Annotated in this window: 20 protein-coding genes; 5 read left to right on the top strand and 15 right to left on the bottom strand. The window is 65.2% G+C overall.

The window, feature by feature from the left end; translation table 11 throughout:
- Positions 1–36: 36 nt before the first annotated feature.
- The 11 genes from MJ205_RS16225 to gspG form a co-directional block, all read right to left on the bottom strand.
- Positions 37–1053 carry an LLM class flavin-dependent oxidoreductase gene (locus tag MJ205_RS16225; RefSeq protein WP_239809403.1) on the bottom strand — a complete coding sequence of 339 codons (1017 nt, stop codon included), beginning with the start codon at positions 1051–1053 and terminating at the stop codon, positions 37–39.
- A gap of 111 nt (positions 1054–1164) precedes the next feature.
- The gene (locus MJ205_RS16220; protein WP_021025524.1) at positions 1165–1446 is read right to left on the bottom strand and encodes a hypothetical protein; all 282 of its coding nucleotides are present in this window, start codon (positions 1444–1446) and stop codon (positions 1165–1167) included.
- A gap of 72 nt (positions 1447–1518) precedes the next feature.
- The gene (locus tag MJ205_RS16215) at positions 1519–2880 is read right to left on the bottom strand and encodes a GspE/PulE family protein (RefSeq protein WP_239809402.1); all 1362 of its coding nucleotides are present in this window, start codon (positions 2878–2880) and stop codon (positions 1519–1521) included.
- A 24-nt stretch (positions 2881–2904) separates the two neighbouring features.
- Complete coding sequence (gene gspD, locus MJ205_RS16210) at positions 2905–5223, bottom strand: type II secretion system secretin GspD (protein ID WP_429949145.1); 2319 nt, start codon at positions 5221–5223, stop codon at positions 2905–2907.
- 4 nt (positions 5224–5227) lie between these two features.
- A complete protein-coding gene (gene gspN, locus MJ205_RS16205; protein ID WP_239809400.1) occupies positions 5228–6022 on the bottom strand; it encodes a type II secretion system protein N in 795 nt (264 codons plus the stop codon).
- A gap of 29 nt (positions 6023–6051) precedes the next feature.
- The gene (gspM, locus tag MJ205_RS16200; RefSeq protein WP_239809399.1) at positions 6052–6606 is read right to left on the bottom strand and encodes a type II secretion system protein GspM; all 555 of its coding nucleotides are present in this window, start codon (positions 6604–6606) and stop codon (positions 6052–6054) included.
- Positions 6603–7856 carry a type II secretion system protein GspL gene (gspL, locus tag MJ205_RS16195; protein ID WP_239809398.1) on the bottom strand — a complete coding sequence of 418 codons (1254 nt, stop codon included), beginning with the start codon at positions 7854–7856 and terminating at the stop codon, positions 6603–6605. Before gspL ends, gspM begins: the two co-directional genes overlap by 4 nt.
- A gap of 72 nt (positions 7857–7928) precedes the next feature.
- On the bottom strand, positions 7929–8936 hold the full coding sequence (gspK, locus tag MJ205_RS16190; RefSeq protein ID WP_239809397.1) for a type II secretion system minor pseudopilin GspK: 1008 nt from the start codon (positions 8934–8936) through the stop codon (positions 7929–7931).
- Entirely contained in the window at positions 8933–9640 is a 708-nt protein-coding gene (locus MJ205_RS16185) for a prepilin-type N-terminal cleavage/methylation domain-containing protein (RefSeq protein WP_239809396.1), read from the bottom strand. The genes gspK and MJ205_RS16185 overlap by 4 nt, the downstream gene beginning before the upstream one ends.
- Entirely contained in the window at positions 9640–10065 is a 426-nt protein-coding gene (gene gspI, locus MJ205_RS16180; protein ID WP_239809395.1) for a type II secretion system minor pseudopilin GspI, read from the bottom strand. Before gspI ends, MJ205_RS16185 begins: the two co-directional genes overlap by 1 nt.
- A gap of 468 nt (positions 10066–10533) precedes the next feature.
- Positions 10534–10989, bottom strand: coding sequence for a type II secretion system major pseudopilin GspG (gene gspG, locus MJ205_RS16170; RefSeq protein WP_239809394.1), 456 nt, complete (start codon positions 10987–10989; stop codon positions 10534–10536).
- 114 nt (positions 10990–11103) lie between these two features.
- Between gspG and MJ205_RS16165 the strand changes: the two genes are divergently transcribed.
- On the top strand, positions 11104–11646 hold the full coding sequence (locus MJ205_RS16165) for a type II secretion system protein N (RefSeq protein WP_239809393.1): 543 nt from the start codon (positions 11104–11106) through the stop codon (positions 11644–11646).
- 44 nt (positions 11647–11690) lie between these two features.
- Here the strand turns inward: MJ205_RS16165 and MJ205_RS16160 are convergent, their stop codons facing one another.
- Genes MJ205_RS16160 through ilvA form a run of 3 tightly spaced genes read right to left on the bottom strand, consistent with a single transcriptional unit; the run spans position 11691 to position 14700 of the window.
- Entirely contained in the window at positions 11691–12275 is a 585-nt protein-coding gene (locus tag MJ205_RS16160; protein WP_239809392.1) for a histidine phosphatase family protein, read from the bottom strand.
- A complete protein-coding gene (cobS, locus tag MJ205_RS16155; protein WP_239809391.1) occupies positions 12272–13108 on the bottom strand; it encodes an adenosylcobinamide-GDP ribazoletransferase in 837 nt (278 codons plus the stop codon). The genes MJ205_RS16160 and cobS overlap by 4 nt, the downstream gene beginning before the upstream one ends.
- Positions 13109–13131: 23 nt before the next feature.
- Complete coding sequence (ilvA, locus tag MJ205_RS16150) at positions 13132–14700, bottom strand: threonine ammonia-lyase, biosynthetic (RefSeq protein ID WP_239809390.1); 1569 nt, start codon at positions 14698–14700, stop codon at positions 13132–13134.
- A 469-nt stretch (positions 14701–15169) separates the two neighbouring features.
- On the opposite strand from ilvA, the gene MJ205_RS16145 reads away from it, so the two are divergent.
- The 3 genes from MJ205_RS16145 (at position 15170) to MJ205_RS16135 (ending at position 16724) form a co-directional block, all read left to right on the top strand.
- Complete coding sequence (locus MJ205_RS16145; protein ID WP_239809389.1) at positions 15170–15619, top strand: OsmC family protein; 450 nt, start codon at positions 15170–15172, stop codon at positions 15617–15619.
- 99 nt (positions 15620–15718) lie between these two features.
- The gene (locus MJ205_RS16140; protein WP_239809388.1) at positions 15719–16318 is read left to right on the top strand and encodes a MarR family transcriptional regulator; all 600 of its coding nucleotides are present in this window, start codon (positions 15719–15721) and stop codon (positions 16316–16318) included.
- Positions 16284–16724, top strand: coding sequence for a DNA-binding protein (locus MJ205_RS16135; RefSeq protein WP_239809387.1), 441 nt, complete (start codon positions 16284–16286; stop codon positions 16722–16724). The genes MJ205_RS16140 and MJ205_RS16135 overlap by 35 nt, the downstream gene beginning before the upstream one ends.
- Positions 16725–16766: 42 nt before the next feature.
- On the opposite strand, the gene coq7 is transcribed toward MJ205_RS16135, so the two are convergent.
- Complete coding sequence (gene coq7 / locus MJ205_RS16130) at positions 16767–17387, bottom strand: 2-polyprenyl-3-methyl-6-methoxy-1,4-benzoquinone monooxygenase (protein ID WP_239809386.1); 621 nt, start codon at positions 17385–17387, stop codon at positions 16767–16769.
- Positions 17388–17711: 324 nt separating this feature from the next.
- Here coq7 and MJ205_RS16125 point away from each other — a divergent pair, with 324 nt between their 5' ends.
- Positions 17712–18767: a porin gene (locus MJ205_RS16125; protein WP_239809385.1), complete on the top strand. Its 1056-nt coding sequence runs from the start codon at positions 17712–17714 to the stop codon at positions 18765–18767.
- The last annotated feature ends 163 nt before the right edge of the window (positions 18768–18930 follow it).

Genomic DNA, 18930 nt, shown 5'->3' with positions numbered 1-18930 from the left:
GCTGATCAGGGCGAAAGGCGCAGGTTAAGCCGCTGCTTAGGCGGCGTAGCCTGCACGCAAGGCCTGCGTGGCAATATCGAGCGAGCGCAGACGCAAATCGCCATCATAGACATCGCAAACCAGCATCAGCTCGTCGGCCCCGGTGTGCTGGGCTAGCACCTTCAGGCGCTGCTGTACCCGCTCGGGCCCGCCAATGGAGGCCACCGCCAAAAAGCCTTCGATCGCCTGGCGCTCGGCCATGTTCAGGCTGTCCATAAAGCCTTCAACCGGTGGCGGCAGCAGGCCGCGCTTGCCGGTCACAATGCCCAGCACACGCTGGTAGGTGCTGCTGGCGAGGAACTCGGCTTCGCTGTCGGTAGGCGCTGCAATCACCGGCGCGCCGACGATCACATAGGGCTTGTCCAGGGTAGCCGAGGGCTTGAACAGGTCGCGGTACAGCTGCACGGCCTGCTGCAGCATGCGCGGCGCAAAGTGCGAGGCAAAGGCATAGGGCAGGCCCAGGTGGGCGGCCAACTGGGCCGAGAACAAGCTCGATCCCAGCAACCACAGCGGCACATGGGTGCCAGCACCCGGCGTGGCCACCAGCTTTTGCCCAGGCTGGGCGGGGCCCAGCAGGCGCTGCAGCTCCATCACATCGCGGGGGAAATCCTCTTCGGTCTCGACCCGGTCACGGCGCAGTGCCCGCATCGTCATGCCATCGGTGCCGGGTGCGCGGCCCAGGCCCAGGTCGATACGGCCCGGGTAGAGCTCGGCCAGGGTGCCAAAGGCCTCGGCCACCACCAGCGGTGCATGGTTGGGCAGCATGATGCCGCCCGAGCCCACACGGATGTGCTGGGTGGCCCCCGCCACATGGCCGATCAGCACGGCCGTGGACGAGCTGGCAATGCCCGGCATATTGTGGTGTTCGGCCATCCAGTAGCGCGTAAAGCCGAGTGACTCGACATGCTGCGCCGTGCGCACGGCCAGTTGCAAAGCCTGGGCAACGGTGCCGCCTTCGCGCACAGCCACCAGGTCCAACATCGAAAGCGCGGGGGGTGTTTTTGTCTCAGTCATGCGGACATTCTTGCCTAGGCAAATATCCTTTGCTGACTGTGGGTATGGGGGAAATGCGTAGGCCGGAGCCTTGTTTTAGTCAGACCGAGGCAGCGCAAAAGCTGCCTGAATTCAACGCTGCCGAATCGCCCGCGCGCAGCTGATCCCCACCAGAATCCCCCAGAGCAGCACCAGCAGCGCCGTCGCCAGGTAGCGCTCGCCTTGCTGCATCGCAAACCAGGAGATCACCAGCGCCATCAGGCCGGCGATGCGCATCAGCCGGCGCAGCTGCGCGGTGGACATGCGCGGCTGAAAATGGCGCAGCGCTGCCAGGCTGGCGATGGCCAGCACGGTGAGCCAGAGAAACAACATGCCGCCGTAGGGCGCGACGAGGGTATTGAGCGATTCCAACATGGGGCGATTGTGTCAAATCGCCAATACCCGTTGGCGCGGGCGGCGCCGCCAAGGGTATGGGGAGGGGCGTTGTCAATCGCGGGTGACGCGCACGACTTCTTCTGCGCTGGTGATGCCTTCGCGCACCAGCCGCTCGCCGTCCTCGCGCATCAGGTGCATGCCGTTGGCCATTGCCTGGTTGCGGATCTCGGACTCGGGTGCCTGGGCGTGGATCTGGGCGCGGATGGCCTCGTCCACCACCAGCAACTCGAAGATGCCGGTGCGGCCCCGGTAGCCGCTGGGATCGCTGTCGTCGATGCGGCGCACCAGGCGCTGGGCCAGCACGCCCAAGAGCGAGGAGGACAGCAGAAACGGCTCGACGCCCATGTCGGTCAGGCGAGTGATGGCGCTGGTCGCATCGTTGGTGTGCAAAGTGGCCAGCACCAGGTGACCGGTCAGCGAGGCCTGGATGGCGATCTGCGCGGTTTCGAAATCGCGGATTTCACCAATCATGATGATGTCCGGGTCCTGGCGCAGGATGGCGCGCAAGGCCTTGGCAAAGGTCAGGTCGATCTTGGGGTTGACCTGGGTCTGGCCGATGCCCGACAGCTCGTACTCGATCGGGTCCTCCACCGTCATGATGTTGCCCTGGCTGGCATCGAGCCCGCTGAGCGCCGCATACAAGGTGGTGGTTTTGCCCGAGCCGGTGGGGCCGGTCACCAGCACGATACCGTGCGGCTGGGCCACCAGTTTTTCAAAGCGCGCCAGCGTTTCGCCCTGCATGCCGACCGAGCCCAGGCTGAGCTTGGATTCGCTCTTGTCGAGCAGACGCAGCACGGCGCGCTCGCCATGGGCGCTGGGCAGGGTGGAGACCCGCACATCGATGGCGCGGGTGCCCAGGCGCAGGCTGATACGGCCGTCCTGGGGAAGGCGTTTTTCCGAGATGTCCAGGTCGGCCATGATCTTGAGGCGCGAGATCAGCGCCGCATGCAGCGCGCGGTGGGGTTGTACCACTTCGCGCAGCGAGCCATCGATGCGAAAGCGCACACTGGAATGGCGCTCATAGGGCTCGATGTGGATGTCCGAGGCGCCGTCGCGCGCAGCTTGCGTGAGCAGCGCGTTGAGCATGCGGATGATGGGTGCATCGCCAGCCGATTCGAGCAAGTCCTCAACGGCGGGGATGTCCTGCATCATGCGCGAGAGGTCGGTGCCTTCTTCCACCTCGCTGATCACGGTGGCGGCATTCGATTCGCTGTGCGAATAGGCGGCGCTGATGCGCTGGGCCAGTTCGGCATCGTCCAGCTGGGCCAGGTGCTGCACGGGGTACTTGCGCAGCACCTCGGACAGCGCGGAGCCCTGGGGCTGCGCGCCGTGCCACAGCAGGTGCTGGCCGGCATCTTCTTCCAGCAGCAGCTGGCTGCTGCGCGCAAAGGCATAGGGCAGGGGGTGGCGCATGGGTTCGGCTCTCTGTGCGCGCTATCAGGGCTCGAAGCGCATGCCTTGCGGCGTCACGGTCAGCGGGCGGGACTCGATCACCGGTGTTTCGGAGTAGCCCAGTGGCGTGCCTGAGGTCTGCTGGCCCATCGGCGTGATGATGGACGAGTCGTTGATCGGCACGCGCGTGCTTTGCTCGGGCTGGGCGGCAATCTGCGCGCCGCGCATCAGCTCGTAGCGGTCCATGCTGACCTGCTGGGTGGTGGCGGCATCGCGCATCACCACGGGGCGCAGGAAGACCATCAGGTTGGTCTTCTTGCGCGAGCGGGTGTCACTGCGGAACAGCGCACCGATGCCGGGGATATCGCCCAGGTAAGGCACTTTCTGCACCGAGCCGGAGTACTGGTCTTGCAGCAGGCCGCCGATCACGATCACCGAGCCATCGTCCACCAGCACGGTCGATTCGATCGAGCGCTTGTTGGTGGTGGGGCCATTGGCATTGGTGGTCGTGCCGTCGAGCACGTTGGAGGTTTCCTGGTAAATGGTCAGCTTGACGGTGCCGTTGGCATTGATTTGCGGGCGCACGCGCAGGGTCAGGCCCACGTCCTTGCGCTCCACCGTGGTGAAGGGGTTGACGGTGCTGCTGCCCGTGCTGTTGGCGTAGGAGCCGGTGACGAAGGGCACGTTCTGGCCGACCAGGATCTGCGCTTCCTGGTTGTCCAGGGTCAGCAGGTTGGGGGTGGCCAGCACATTGCCATCGGCATTGGTCTGCAGCAGATTGGCCAGCGCGCCCAGCACATATTCGCCGTTGTGCTTGAAGGCGATACCGGCGTTCATGCCGGCGCTGGGCAGGGTGCTGTAGGTGCCATTGGCAATGCCGGCGGCCAGGTTGAACAGGTTGGCCCCGCCCACGGTGAAGTTGTTGCCGATGACGCCGACGACGTTATTGCCCTGGCCCAGCAGGCTTTGCCACTGCACGCCAAACTGCGCAGCCTTCTCGGCGCTGACTTCGACGATCAGGCTCTCGACCAGCACCTGGGCGCGGCGGCTGTCGAGCTGGTCGATGACCGAGCGGATCTGGCGGTACAGCGGCTCGGGCGCGGTGATGATCAGCGAGTTGGTGGCCGTGTCGGCCTGGATGATGCCGCCGGTGGCGCTGCCGCTGTCCCCCGAGGTGCCCAACGAGGTGCCGGTGCCCAGGCGCGCGCCCGAGCCCAGGCCACCAGCGCTGCTGTTGCTGGCGCTGTTGCCCAGTGTGCCGCTGGTGCTGCCACCGAGCGAGGTGAGGCCGCTGCGCGTGTTGGTGCTGAGCCCACCGCTGCTGCCGCTGCTCGACAGGTTGGTGGAGGGGCTTGCACTGTTGCCGTCCTGGCCGGCCAGTGCGGCGCGCAAGGTCGTCGCCAGCGCGGTGGCATCGGCATTGCGCAGGTAGACCACATGGATGTTGCCCGAGGCGTTGGCGCCCCGGCTGGGGCTGTCGAGCTTGCCGATCAGCATCTTGGCCTGCGACAGGCGTGCCGGGTTGGCCGCGCGCAGCAGGATGCTGTTGGTGCGCGGGTCGGCCAGCACCGAGGTGCGGTAGGCGTTGTCGGTCTGTGCGGCGCCCGGGGCTGCGCCGGCAGTGGCCGTGCCGCTGGCGGACACGGTCTGGCCGCCTTCCAGCAGGCGCTGCAGCATGGGCACGATGTCGGTGGCCACCGCATGCTCGAGCGGCACCACTTCCACATCGCTGGCGTTGGCCACATCCATCGACGCGATGATGCGCGAGAGGCGCTGCAGGTTGTCGGCGTAGTCGGTGATGACCAGGGAGTTGTTGCCCGGGTTCACATTGATGGTGTTGTTGGGGCTGATCAGCGGACGCAGCACCGGCACCAGGTTGTTGGCGCTCTCGAAGTTGAGCTTGAAGATCTGGGTGACGATCTGGCCGCCACCGGGCACCTGCCCGCCGGCGCCGCCCTGGGTGATGCGCACCGTGCCGCCCTGGAGCTTGGCATCGGCCTCGGGCACGACCTTGTAGAGGCCTGCGGCCTCGACCACGGTGTAGTTCTGCAGCCGCAAGGCGGCGAGGAACTGCTCGAACGCAGCCTGGGGCGAGACGGGTTTGTCGGTCACCAGGTTCATCGTGCCCTTGATGCGCGGGTCCACCACCACGCTCTTGCCGGTGATGGTGGCCATCGTGCGCGCGATGGACTCGATGTCGGCATTGGCAAAGTTCAGGGTCACCGGCTCGCCGGGGCGAATGCTGGCAGTGCCGGCGTTGACAGCCGTCTGCGCAAGCGCCGCGCCATTGCCGCCCATTAGAAGGACGCTCGCCGCAATGGAGTGCAGCGCAAATCGATAAATGGGAGAGTGGTAATGCATCATATGTTCAACCAACCGAGAGCAGCACGCGGCTTCCGCTGCGCTGCCCGATCATAGTCAATAGATTTGCGAGAGCCGCCTCGCGCCCTTCGGCGGCCCAGGCTTCCCCCTGAAAACGCAGGCGCTGGCCCACCCATTGGCCCTGGCCTTTGAGCTGGAGCGCGCCATCCAGGGTGGTCAGCTGCAAGCTGGTGCTGTCACCGCCTTGCAGTTGCAGGCGGTAGCTGCCCAGCGGCTGTATCGTCGACAGGCGGGAGGTCACCGTCATCACATCGAGATCGGCGCCGCCTTCGACCTGCAGGCGCCCGGCATTGAGTGCCAGCGACAGATCATGGGTCTTGAGCAGCAGCTGGCCCTGGGGCTGGAGGGTGTTCCAGGGCGTACCCAGGCCCACCAGCAGCGATGCCGGCCAGCGGCTTTCATGCGCGCCCAGTTGCACCTTGGCACCGCCCCAATGGGGCTGGATGCGGATGGGCAGGGGCGCGGCCATGCAGCAGCTGGCGTTCCAGCGCATGTTCAAGCCCCGCAGGCCGGGGCGCAATGCCCAGTCCACCCGGCCGGGCAGGGCCATCTGGTCGCGGCTGGCCTGTCCGCCGGTGAACACCAACTGGGCGGAACCGTTCCAGACCGTGCCACGCGGCTCGCGCAGCTGCAGCTGGCCCTGGCTGGCCCAGGCCAGGCCTTGCGCCAACCAGTGTGCGGGCGCAAACAGCACCAGCGCGGCCAGGCCGCCCGTGCAGGCGCCCAATACTGCCCAGCGCCAGGGCGCACGGGCGCTGCCGTGGGGCAGGGTGGGGTTCATGCGTTGCCGGGCCATGCGCTGTGTGCCGCTTACTGGGCCGGCAACTGCAAGACGATGTTGCCCGACCAGGTGGGCGCGGCAGCGGAGCCTGCGCCCTTGGCCGGCTCGTCGCGGGTCAGGCGCAACTCGGTGGCAATCGCATGCGCATTGGCCCGCACCTGGCCCAGCCAGCGCTGGGTGGAGGCGGCCGAGGCGCGGCTCAACGTGACCGTCACGCGCTCGCCGAGCACCGTCAGTTTGGCGCTGGTGCCCAGCTGCTGCGTGAGCGAGGCTTCGAGCTGCTGGCGTGCCTGCGTGGCGGTGATCGTAGTGGCCGATTGCAGCTGGCGCGCTTCGGCCTGCAAGGCCTGCATGCGGGCGAGCTGCTGGTCCAGCTGCGCATGTGCGGCGGGCGCGCTGCGCCAGGTCTGCAGCACCGGCGCAATGGCCAGCCACCACAGGAGCGCGATCAGCACCACGCCAGCGGCCAGGCTGACGCCCCGGCGCTCACGTGCATCCAGCGCGCGCCAGCGTTGGCGCAGCAGTTGGGCTGCGGAGGACGAGGCCGCTGCAGATGCCGGCGGGCGGGAGGAATGTTTCTTCATGGCTGGGCCTGCGCGCGGATGACCCACTGGTCGTTTTGCATCTGGGCCTGCAGGCCCTGGGCTTGCAGTTTCTGGCGGAAGGCATCAAAGCGATCGGTGGGCAGGCCGCGCAGGCGCAGCTCGCCGCCGCTGTATTCGACCGTGCTCGGCACCGTACCTGTGGGCAGGCTGGACAGCGCCTGGCCGGCAGCGGCCAGCAGCGGTTCGGCGTCTGACGGCGACAAGCCGCCCGAGGCCTGGCGCAGGTTGGCGACTTCGCGTGCCATCTGCACGGGCGCATCGACCACGACTTGCACGTTGGGGAAGGCCTGGGTCAAGGTGCTGCGCACCAGTGCGGCCTTGGCCTGCAGCTGCTGGCGCTCTTGCCAGGCCCAGATATTGGCGCCCACCAGGCTGAGCACCACCAGCGCCAGCACGGCCCAGCGCGCCGGGCGCCATGCCGGGGCATGGAGCACATCATTGAGGCCGCTGCCTAGGCGCCGTTGCAGGCGGTTGCGCCCACTGTTGGCAAATTCGAGCTGCGCCAGGTCCCAGTCGCTGCGTGCAGCATCGCGCATGGTCTGTGCAGGGCTGTAGAGCTGCACCGGGCGCTGCAGCCAGTGCTCGGCGGTGCTGACCACAGCCGGCTCGGCATGCACGATGCTGTCGGGGCCGAGCGGGGGCAGCAGTGCTGCGCTCTCGCGCGAGACGGGCAGCACCAGCACCGCATCGGCACTGCCGGTGCCATAGACCACGGCCTGCGCCAACTCAGGGCTGCCGGTGACCAGGATCTGCGCGCCATCGGGCGACGGCTCGCCCGGCGCATGGCTGGGCACCACGCGGGCTACGGCGCGGCCTGCGGCTTCGAGCACCTGCAGATGCTCGCGCAGCCACTGGCGCGGGCAGCAGGCAACCCAGATCGGTTCGCCCTGGCCGGTGGCACGGGTATCGGGTTGCAACGCGAAGTGCAATTGGGCGGGGTCGTCCAGCAGGCGCTCTTCGAGCAGGCCTTCGAGCACGGCACGCAGCCGGGGCGAGCCCGGGCCCACGCCTTGGGGCAGGCTGACCCGTTGCCACGACAGCAGGGCCGCCGGTACCACGGCCACCACCTCACCAGCGCGGCCGGGTTGGGGCAGCAGGCCGGCGGTGGTGCTGCCTTGCTGGCTGATGGCCACGCCATCCGGAGACAGGGCGTAGCTATAGCTTCCGGCTGCGCTGGGCGCCGTGTCCGGCCCAGCGGCCAGCGGCAGTGAAATCAGTAAGGTACTCATGAGCGTGTTGTGCGCTGCATTGTAGAGGGCTCGGCTTCACCAAACTGCAATACGTTTGTCATCATGTTTCTGTTAGCGCGCCGCCACCGGGTTGCCGCTGCCATCGCCCATCAGGCTGGTGGCCAGCGCGGCACCGCGCTCGCGCACCACGGTCGTTACATTCAGCCCCTGGCGGTAGACCAGGGATTTCTCCTGCACCACCAGGTCATCAAAGCGCAGGCGTGCCCAGACTTCGAAATACACCGATTTGACATCGAGCAGTGCGTTGGCATTGGTGAGCGCGGTATTGTTGCTGAAGCGCTGCTGCAGCTCGGCGGTGCTCTCGAAAGCCTTGTTCAGCCGCATCTGGGTCATTTGCTGGGCCGTTGCAAAATCCAGGCCCTCCACGGCGGCCCAGATGACGGTGGCCGAGGCGGTATTGACGTTGACCCTGCTCTCCTGGGGCAGCAGCACCACATAGGGCTCCAGCTGGGTCAGGGTGGACGGCGACAGGCCCCACCAGGCCAGCTCCTTATAGGTGCGGGGCAGCAGCGGCGCATTGGCGGGCTGGCCCTCGCTGCGCAGCGCGGCCAGCGCCTGCTGGCTGAGGACGGTCAGCTCGGCACCGGGCAGGCCCAGGCGCTCGAACAGGCGCTGGAACTGGCGCAGCGCGACGCTGTTGATCTGGTTGTTGGCGACCAGGTTGCGGATGTTGAGGCGCGCCTGGGCATCGACAATCGCGCCCGACAGAAAGGCCTGGGCGGCATCGATGCTGCTGTCATCGGCATTGCTCTGGTTGTTGGAGGCCTGCAAAAAGGTGGACAGGCGCGCTTCGGCCAGCGGCACCGACCAGGGCTCGGACAGTGAATCGGGGCCGCCCACGCGCGCATCCTGGCGCAGCACCTGGCGAGAAAAATCCAGACCGCCCAGCAGCAACCAGGCGGCCTGTACGCGGGTGCGCTCGGCGCCCTCGACCTCCAGATTGCGCCATTGCTGCCAGAGGGCGCTGGCGGCAATGGTGGCCACCAGGGTGACGGTGAGCATGGCGGCCAGCAGTGCTGCACCGCGCTGGCCGCAAGCGGGAATGCGGAGCGGCTTCATGATTTGTTGCCCGACACGATGGGGTTGACCCAGTCGTTGGTGATGACGCCCGACAGCGCGCCCGGTGCAGGCAGCTCCAGGCGCAGGCGGATGCCATCGGGCAGCGCCACCGTCGTGGGGTTGTTGGCATCGGTCTGGGGATTGGCGCCCTGGCTGGACAGCGGGTTGCTCCAGCTGTTGCCCCGAAAATACAGCAGCTGCCAGCCGCTGATGGGCATCAGCACGGTTTGCTGCGGGCCGCCGTCGCCGGAATTGTTGGTGATGGCGCTGTTGGTGACGGCATGGGCGGCCATGTCCCAGGCCTGCTGCCACTGCTGCAGATCACGCACTGGCGAGGATTGCCAGCGCACCCAGTAGTCGCGGTTGCCCAGGCGGCGCTGGGCCCAGCTGACGACGCGCAGGCCTTGCTCGTTGATGTCGCTGCTGCGGCGCGTGAGCCGCAGCACGCGGCCATCCCAGTCCAACGGGGTGGTGCTGGAGACGCGCTCAATGCCATGGAGGTCGGTGTTCCACTGCGACAGTGCAGCCTGCACCACCATCACCTCTTCGCTGTAATCGCGGGCCTGCTGCTGGGCGCGCACCATGCCATCGATGCCGCGCCAGCTGGCAATGGTCATCACGGCCAGGATGGAGATGGCGATCAGCAGCTCGATCAAGGTAAAGCCCTGGCTGCGCTGCTGACTAAAACGGGGGAAGCGCTGCATCAGTACCTCCCCACGATGGTGCTGAGGCGCAGCAAAGGTGCGCCACCGGAGAACACATGGGCATCGATGCGGCGGAAATCCGGGTTCGGCGTGGCAAACACGCCCACGCGCACATCAAACAGGCGGCCAGCCTGCTCGCAGGCCACGCTGGTGGTGCCCAGCCCGGGCAGTTGCTGGGAGAGGCGCGCGGCGATCAGCTGGTTTTCGGCGCAGATCTGCGCGAGCATCACGTCGCTTTGGCGCCCTGCGGTCTGGGTCAGCGCGTTCATCGCCTTGCCGCCGGCGAGCAAGGCGATCGCGACAATGGCGAGCGCGACCAGCACCTCGATCAGGGTGAAGCCGGAGTGGGGCGAGGACTTGCTGCGCACGCGGTGCTTGTCGGGAAAGGGTTCAGGGGGCCTGCAGCGCAAAGGGGCGCACACCATCGGTGGCCACGGCAATGCTGCCCGCGCTGCGGTTGGGGTAGGCCAGCACCACCGTCTGGGGCCGATCAGTGCCTCGGGCCCCAGGATGATATCGCCACTGCTGCGCACTGCCACCGGCGGGTGCAGCCAGGCGCCCTGGCGGGTGCCGCCTTGCAGGCCTTCGATCACAAAGCCCTGGCTGTCGGCCCGCCAGCGCACTGGCTGGCCGCTGGCGCGGGACTGGGCCCGGGCGGCCTCCAGCTGCGCGGCCAGGCGCTGGCCTTCGCGCTGAAGCTGGTCCTGGCTGTTGTCGCCCATCGCAAACACCACGCCGGCGCTGGCCAGCGCCATCAACGTGATGACGACCAGCAGCTCCATCAAGGTAAAGCCGCGCTGGCGGCGCGGCTGGAGGAGGTGTGGAAGGGGGCGGGGCATGGAGGCCGGAGAGCGGGGCAGCGGGAAAAGGCAGAAAGCAGGGATCAGGCAGGCTTATTGCCAGCTGCCGATGTCGGCATTGTTGCCTTCACCGCCGGCCTGGCCATCGGCGCCAAAGCTCATCACATCGACCTCGCCTTTGACGCCAGGGTTCAGGTACTGGTAGGGGTGGCCCCAGGGGTCATTGGGCAGCTTTTCCAGATAGGGCTTCCAGTTCATCGGCGCGGGGCCGGAGGTGGGGCGGTTGATCAGCGCAGCCAGGCCTTGCTCGGCGGTGGGGTAGCGCTGGTTGTCCAGCCGGTAGCGCTTGAGCGCGCCGCTGATGTTGGTGATATCGGTGCGCGCGGCGGTCACGCGTGCCTCGTCGGCAGCGCCAATCACATTAGGCACGATCAGCGCGGCCAGCACGCCGATGATGACCAGCACCACCATCAGCTCGATCAGGGTAAAGCCGCGCTGGAGGTTGGCTTGGATGCGGCGTGCAGCAGACTGCGGGCGTAAGGAAAACATCATGCTCTCAGGTCTCAGGGGGCAAAGTGGTGAAACTGACATCTGGGTGCATCATAATCTGCGAATGGTGACACTATCACGCAACCCCTGGTCTCCTCGGTTGGCGGCCGGCCTTTGTGGGCTGGCGCTGCGGCATTGGCGGTGTTCTGGGGGCTCAAGCTGTCGGCGCCGCGCCAGGTGCTGTCGGCCCCCCAGGCCGGTGGGCCTGCCCCGGTGCAGGTCGATGGCGCCGCAATGGCGCGCCTCTTGGGTGTGCAGGATGGCGCTCCCGTTGCGGCGCCCGCTGCCCCCACCCGTTGGCGCCTGCTGGGTGTGATGGTGGGCAAGGACAGTGGTGGGGGCGCTGCCGTCATCGCCGTGGATGACCAGCCAGCCAAGGTGTTCCGCGTGGGCGCGACCGTTGCCGATGGCCTAGTGCTGCAGGCGCTGCGCAGCGATGCCCCGCGCGCCGTGAGCCTGGGCGCTGGTGTCGATGGCCCGGCCGCTGTCACCATCAACCTGCCTGCGTTGCGCCCGGTGGATGCCGTGGCTGCGCCGGTCCCGGCTACCGCACCCAATACCGTGGCTGCGGCCCCGCAAGCGGCTGCTTCTGTGCCAGCGCCTGTGCCGGCCACCGCGGCGAATGTGGACCGCAGCACGGGTTCGCTGCGCGACTGATCGCGGGCGCTTTACGTAAAAGTTTGTTGGGCGGCTGAGGGTTCTTACAGATCGCCGAACAGCGGCAATCGGAGCCATTCCCCATAAGCGAGTTTGACCGAGGGCCAGTCCTTGGCCAGCGGCAGCCTTTGGCCCCTGGTCAGCAGCCAATGCGCGCATTGCGCGACACCAGCGTGGCTGATCCAGAGAACGGGCTGGCCCGTTTCCCGCGCCTGCTGGCGCGCGGCATCCAGCGCACGCGTGATGCGCGCCATCATCGTGGCCAGCGATTCGCCGCCGCCTGGCGCATAGGCCATGAAGTCGGCCGTCCAGGCCTGCATCTCCTCGCGCGCAATGCCATCCCAGCGCTGGCCTTCCCAGGCGCCAAAGTCCATTTCTGCCAGATCGTTGCAGGCGCGCAGCTGGAATGCCGGTGCCTGCGTCTGCAAGGCGGCGGCCAGCTGCGTGCAGCGCTGCAGCGGGGAGTGCCAGACGGTGCCGGCCGGCAGCGCCTCGGCCGTCCAGGCGCTTTGCAGCGCTTGTGCGGCGGCGGCGGTAGCCTTGTCGTCGGCAGCCATGTCCGTGCGGCCGTAGCAGACGCCCGGCGCCACCAGCGGCTGGGCATGGCGCTGCAGCCACAGCGCGCTCATGCCAGCGCCTTGGCCAGCCAACTGCCAGCAGGGCCCAGCGACAGTGCTGCACCCAGGTAGAACGCGATTTCGCTGACCTGTTCGGCAGCGCCCAGACCATCGCCAGTAAAGCCTTGCAGGCGGCGCTGCAGCCACTGGCGCATCCACAGCGCAGCGGCGGCGCTGAGCACCAGCGCCAGCAGCAGGACCTCCCAGCCTTGGGCCAGGCCCAGCAGCAAGGCGGCGGGCAAGGACCAGGCCAGACAGCAAGCCAGGCCTTTGCGGCTGATAAAGGCCGCCAGCGGCTTGCTTTTGGACGAGGCGCTGTCGCCCACATGGGGCAGGCTGCGCACGACGAACATGGGCCAGAGGCGAGCGATGACATGGGCGGCCACCAAGCTCGCCATGGCCAAGGACAGGCTGTGGCTGGCGAGCAGCGCGATGAGGGCTGTCTTGCTGAGCACGGCCAGCACCATGGCCATTGCGCCATACGCACCAATGCGCGAGTCCTTCATGATTTCCAGCGCGCGCTCACGCTGGTGGCTGCCGCCGAGGCCATCGACCACATCGCTGAGGCCATCTTCATGGAAACAGCCGGTGAGCAGCACGGTGGCCAAGGTGCTGAGCACCGCAGCGGCCAGTGGGCTGTAGCCGTTGCCAGACGGCAGCAGCAGGGTGCTGGCGGCCAGCACACCGGCGGCCACCAGGCCTACGATCCAGCCCACGCCGGGGAAATGGCCGGCGCTGGCGCGCAGCATCTCGGGGCTGTAGCCCACCCAGTCGCCCAGCTTGCCGGTGATCGGAATGCGGGTGAAAAACTGCACCGCCAACAGAAAATGGCGCAAGGCTTGCATGCTGCGACTGGGCTTGTTCGGCTTTAAGCCTGCAGGAACAAGCGGTAGGCCGGGTTCTGGGTCTCTTCGATCCAGGGGTAGCCCAGGTTGTTCAGGAACTGCTCAAAGCTGTGCGAATCTTCCTTGGGCACCTGCATGCCGACAAGGATGCGCCCATAGTCTGCGCCCTGGTTGCGGTAGTGGAACAGCGAGATGTTCCAGTTCGGGGCCATCAGGCTCAGGAACTTGAACAGTGCGCCGGGCCGCTCGGGGAAGATGAAGCGCAGCAGGCGCTCGTCCTGCGCGAGCTGCGAGCGCCCGCCGACCATGTGGCGCACATGCTCCTTGGCCAGCTCGTCAAAGGTCAGGTCCAGCGCTTCAAAGCCGTTTTTCTGGAAGTTGCGGCAGATCTTTTCCGACTCGCCCTTGCTGTTGGTTGAAATGCCAACAAAGACATGGGCGCGCCGGTCATCGCTGATGCGGTAGTTGAATTCGGTCACGCTGCGTGCGCCACCGGGCAGGTTGCCAATGACTTCGCAGAAACGCTTGAAGCTGCCGCGCTCCTCCGGAATGGTGACGGCAAACAGCGCTTCCTTTTCCTCGCCCACATCGGCGCGCTCGGCGACGAAGCGCAGGCGGTCGAAGTTCATGTTGGCGCCGCTCAGGATCGCGGCATAGGTCTCGCCCTTGGTCTTGTTCCTGGCCACATACTGCTTGATGCCGGCCACGGCCAGCGCGCCGGAGGGCTCGACGATGGAGCGGGTGTCGACAAAGATGTCCTTGATCGCAGCGCAGACGGCATCGGTGTCGACCGTGATGTATTCATCGACCAGGCCATGGGCAACGCGGAAGGTTTCCTCGCCCACCAGCTTGACGGCGGTGCCATCGGCAAACAGGCCCACATCGTTCAGTGCCACGCGCTTGCCTTCGCGGGCCGACTGGATCATCGCGTCCGAATCGTTCATCTGCACGCCGATGACCTTGATCTCGGGCCGTACGGCCTTGATGTAGTTGGCCACCCCGGCGATCAGGCCACCACCGCCAATCGCGACAAAGACCGCATTGAGCGGCGAGGAGCCGATTTTCTGCACCTGGCGCATGATCTCCATCGCGATCGTGCCCTGGCCGGCGATCACGTCGGGGTCATCGAAAGGGTGGACAAAAGTCAGGCCTTGTTCCTTTTGCAGCGTCAACGAGTGCTCGTAGGCATCGCTGAAGCTCTCGCCCATCAGCACCACCTCACCCCCCAGGCCCTTGACGGCATCGACCTTGACCTGCGGCGTGGTGGTCGGCATCACAATGACGGCACGGGTGCCCATGCGGCTGGCTGACAGCGCCACACCCTGGGCATGGTTGCCTGCCGAGGCGCAAATGACACCCGCCTTGAGCTGTTCGGCCGTCAGATGGGCCATCTTGTTATAGGCCCCCCGCAGCTTGAAGCTGAATACCGGCTGCTGGTCTTCGCGTTTGAGCAGCACCTTGTTGTGCAGGCGGCGGCTGAGGTTCTTGGCCGAGTCCAGGCTGGATTCAATGGCCACGTCATAGACACGCGCAGTGAGAATTTTCTTCAGGTAATCGGCCGGCGTCAGCGCGGCAGCAGTCTTGGTGGGCATAGGGATGCACGCTAGAGAAATGAGGCAACGAGAAGGTAGCGCATGCGGATGGCGCGCCTGGTTGATGCGCCAGCCCGCAAGACATGCGCGGGTGGCGGCATGGGCGGGGGTGGCGGGCATCAGGTGATCGAAAGACCGATGCACTATAACCGCTGGCGTTCACTGGAGCGGACCGGCAGTGGATTTGCGCCAGCGACGGGCAGAAAAAAAAGCCCCTGATGTGAATCAGGGGCTTGAAACCACCATTTGAGAGGTGGAGGAGACAACTTGCAAGCTACATCCAACAGTTTTGGCATCGCCTGGCTGTGGAGCAGCAGATGGGTCCAAGTATAGCGATGTTTCTGCTGCGATGCAGCAAAATAATGCCCGCAACCATTTTTTTCTCCAATGCTGTTGATAGACAGCAACAAATAGCAGGGGTGAGGGCAGATCTGCCACACTTGTGGCGTCTGATTTTTGGAGAGATGCAATGGAATGCACGGTGACGTGGACGGGTGCGAGCGGCGCCCGCTCGGGAATGGGCTTTGTGGCAGAAACCGGCAGCGGCCATGTGGTGGCCATGGATGGCGCGCCCGACGCGGCCAACCCGGCCAACGGCGGCCAGAACTTCGCAGCCCGCCCGATGGAGCTGCTGCTGGCCGGCACCGGCGGCTGCACGGCCTATGATGTGGTGCTGATCCTCAAGCGCGGCCGCCACGATGTGAAAAACTGCACCGTGGCCCTGAAGGCCGAGCGCGCCGACACCGAGCCCAAGGTGTTCACCAAGATCCATATGCAGTTCACTGTCACCGGCAAGGGCATTCCGCCAGCGGCCGTGGAACGCGCGATCGCGATGAGCCACGAGAAATACTGCTCGGCCAGCATCATGCTGGGCAAGACGGCCGAGATCACCACGGGGTTTGACCTGGTGGAAGGCTAAGCAGGGGTGTTGACATTCCGCAATGCCCCTGGGGCAGATGTGCAGGATGTCAACTGGCCTTGTAGTTCGATGTAAAAAAGGCGACAATTGACGCCTTATATGAATCAATCTCTGATTGCCTTGCTGCTGCCGGAGTACCGGCGACGTGTCCTGGGGCTGTTGCTGCTGCACCCTGATACGCAGCTGCACGGGCGAGAAATTGCCAGACGCACGGGGCTTCCAGCAGGCACCATCACCCGAGAACTTGGCAAGCTCACGTCGGTGGGCTTGTTGCAACGAGAAAAACGGGGCAACCAACAGCTGTACCGCGCAGACAAGGGCTGCCCTGTTTTTACAGAGCTGGCCAGTATCTTGCGCAAGACATCAGGCGTGGCCGATGTGTTGGCAACCGCCCTGGCGCCTGTTGCAGACAAGATCGATGTGGCCTTTATCTATGGTTCTGTGGCGCGCGGAAAAGAGACTGCGGGCAGCGACATTGACCTGATGCTGGTCGGTCAACTAGGATTTGACGAGGCGGTGCAGTTGCTGTGGCCGCTTCAAGCCGAGTTGGGCAGAGAGATCAATCCGCACGTGCTGGACCAGCAAGAGTTCGCAGCGCGCTCCCAGGAGGGGTTCATGCGCGATGTGCTGTCCAAACCCAAGATCTTTGTGATGGGGAGCGACGATGAGCTTGCAAAACTTGGTCGGCATCAGTCTTGAGACCGTCGAGCCCAATGCGCAGCAAGTGCGGTCTTTGCTCGCTGCGGCCGACCGCAACATTGCCGACGCACACCTCACCGGCTTAAGCGAAGAAAACCAGTTTGATGCCGCCTATAAGGCTATCATGCAGTTGGCCATGCTGGGCCTGATTGCCAATGGCTACCGCCCACTGACCAGCAAACCCGGCCACCACCAGACCGCCATCCAGACGCTCGCGCTTACTGTGCAGTGGCCCAGTCAGAAGATCTGGCCGCTGGACGCCTTGCGCAAGCAGCGCAATTTGACGGACTACTCAGGAGACTTGGTGACCCAGGCAGCGGTAGACAGCTGTCTGACCAATGCCATGGCCTTGCGGGGCCATGTGCATGCCTGGCTGCTGGCGCAGCGGCCTGACTGGTTGGCTTAAGAATGCTTGCCGGCCGCCTCAGAGGCGGCCTTTCATTCTTCTCTATATATGGTGCGCCGTCACCGTCATCACCTTGGAGGCGATCTTCATCAGCATCCGGGCGGGCAGGGGCACGGGCAGGGCGCCGGCGTCCACCGCCGCGGCGGCATGGCGCTCTTCGTCGGCTTTCATCTGGCTGACGACGGCGCGCGAAGGTGCGTCGTGTGCGGGCAACAGCTCCAGGTGCGATTGCAGGTGCAAGGACACCTGGTTCTCGGTCTCTTCGACAAAACCCAGGCTGGCGCGGTCGCTGACCGTGGCGGCCACGGTGCCAATCACGAAAGCGCCTGCAAACCACAGCGGGTTGAGCAGGCTGGGGCGCTCGCCCAGATCCTGCAGGCGCTGGTGGGTCCAGGCCAGGTGGTCCATTTCTTCCTGGGCGGCGTCCAGCAGGTGTTCGCGCAGATGCGCGTCGCGGGTGACCATGGCCTGGGCGGTGTAGAGCGCCTGTGCGCAGACCTCGCCCACATGGTTGACACGCATATAGGAAGCGGAGAGCTTCTTCTCCTCAGGACTGAGATCGGGCTCGTCCATGCCCGTGGCAGGCGAAGGGGTGGCCGCACGGGGTGTTGCAAACAGGGTGCGCAGCGCAGTATCTGCTGCGCAAAGGAGTCGTTCTTGCATAGGGTGTCATGCTAACCAGTAGAATACACCCCGCTGCAAACATGGCGAATCTCCTCTGAAACGGCTTGTTTTGCAGCAAATTTTTTGTCGAAAAATTGGACGGCGGCTGACATTCGTTAAACGTTGCACTCAAGCAACGATTTACAGCGAATAGGTCCTCAAGTGGGGGAATTTGTTTGCGCAACCGCCTGCGGTCTGTTGAAATAGAGAGAACTTCCACACTAGGAGGTTGGCGCGGGAGCAGGTAGAAGTTGTGCAGAACCGTGAGGCTGACATCAACCCCCCCGTACCAGCGCCGTCTGTTAAACCTTGGAGTAACTCGCAATGAAAAAATCTCTTGTTGCCTTGGCAGTGCTGGCCGCTTCCGGCGCCGCAATGGCTCAATCTTCCGTGACCCTGTTCGGTATCGTTGATGCTGGCGTGACCTACGCTAAGACCAGCGGTGGCGAAAGCAACTACGGTCTGACCAACTCCGGTAACGCCACCAGCCGTCTGGGCTTCCGCGGCGTGGAAGATCTGGGTGGCGGTCTGAAGGCTGGTTTCTGGCTGGAAGGCGCAATCCAGAACGACAGCGGTACCGCTTCCGGCGGCGGCGCTGCAGGTCCTGGCTTCGAGTTCAAGCGTCGTTCCACCGTGTCCCTGATGGGCAACTTCGGTGAAGTGCGTCTGGGTCGTGAACTGACCGCAGCTTACAACACCGTGTCTGGCTACGACGTGTTCGGCCAAGTTGGTATCGGCCAAAACTTCAGCTTCGGCAACGGCACCTACGGCTTCGGCGACCCAGTTCGCGTGGGCAACATGGTTTCGTACTACACCCCTAACATGTCCGGCTTCACCGCTGGCGTGAACTACGGCTTCGGCGAAACCGCTGGCGACAGCTCCGCTAAGCGTTACATCGGCGTGTCCGCTGGTTACAACAACGGCCCTCTGAGCGCCGGTATTGCTTACGACCAGCAAAACGATCCAACCACCAGCTTCGAAAAGGCTCAAGGTCTGGGTCTGGGTGCTGCTTACAACTTTGGCGCTTTCAAGCTGTCGGGTCTGATCCGTCAAGTGCAAAGCACCCCAGTGGGTGGTGGCAGCAAGGCTAAGTTCCAGTCCGCTGGTCTGGGCGCAACGGCTGCTGTCGGCGCTGCTGGCGAAGCACGTCTGGCTTACAACTACTACGACAACAAGGAAATCGAAGGCAAGGCTCACCAGCTGTCGCTGGGCTATGTCCACAACCTGTCGAAGCGCACCGCTCTGTACGGCACCTACGCTTTCCTGAAGAACCAGAAGAGCGAAACCATGAGCCTGTCGGCTAACGGCCTGGGCATCGACCCAGCCCGCGCTGGCAAGAACCAAAACGCTATCACCGTTGGTGTGCGTCACGCTTTCTAATGAATGGCTAGGGTTTCCTAGCTACTCAACCTGAAAAGCAAAAAGCCCGTCGAAAGACGGGCTTTTTTTTATGCCTGCGCGAGCCACGCGCACCGCACTGGCCAAGGCCGCGCACCGCCATCGTTGCGGCAGCACCAATGGTGCTCGCCGCTGCAGCTTGAAT

This window comes from Comamonas sp. B21-038 (assembly GCF_022387135.1).
GTDB lineage: Bacteria > Pseudomonadota > Gammaproteobacteria > Burkholderiales > Burkholderiaceae_C > Comamonas > Comamonas sediminis.
Note: the sequence above shows the minus strand (reverse complement) of the source record. Positions and strands in the feature narration are given on the sequence as shown.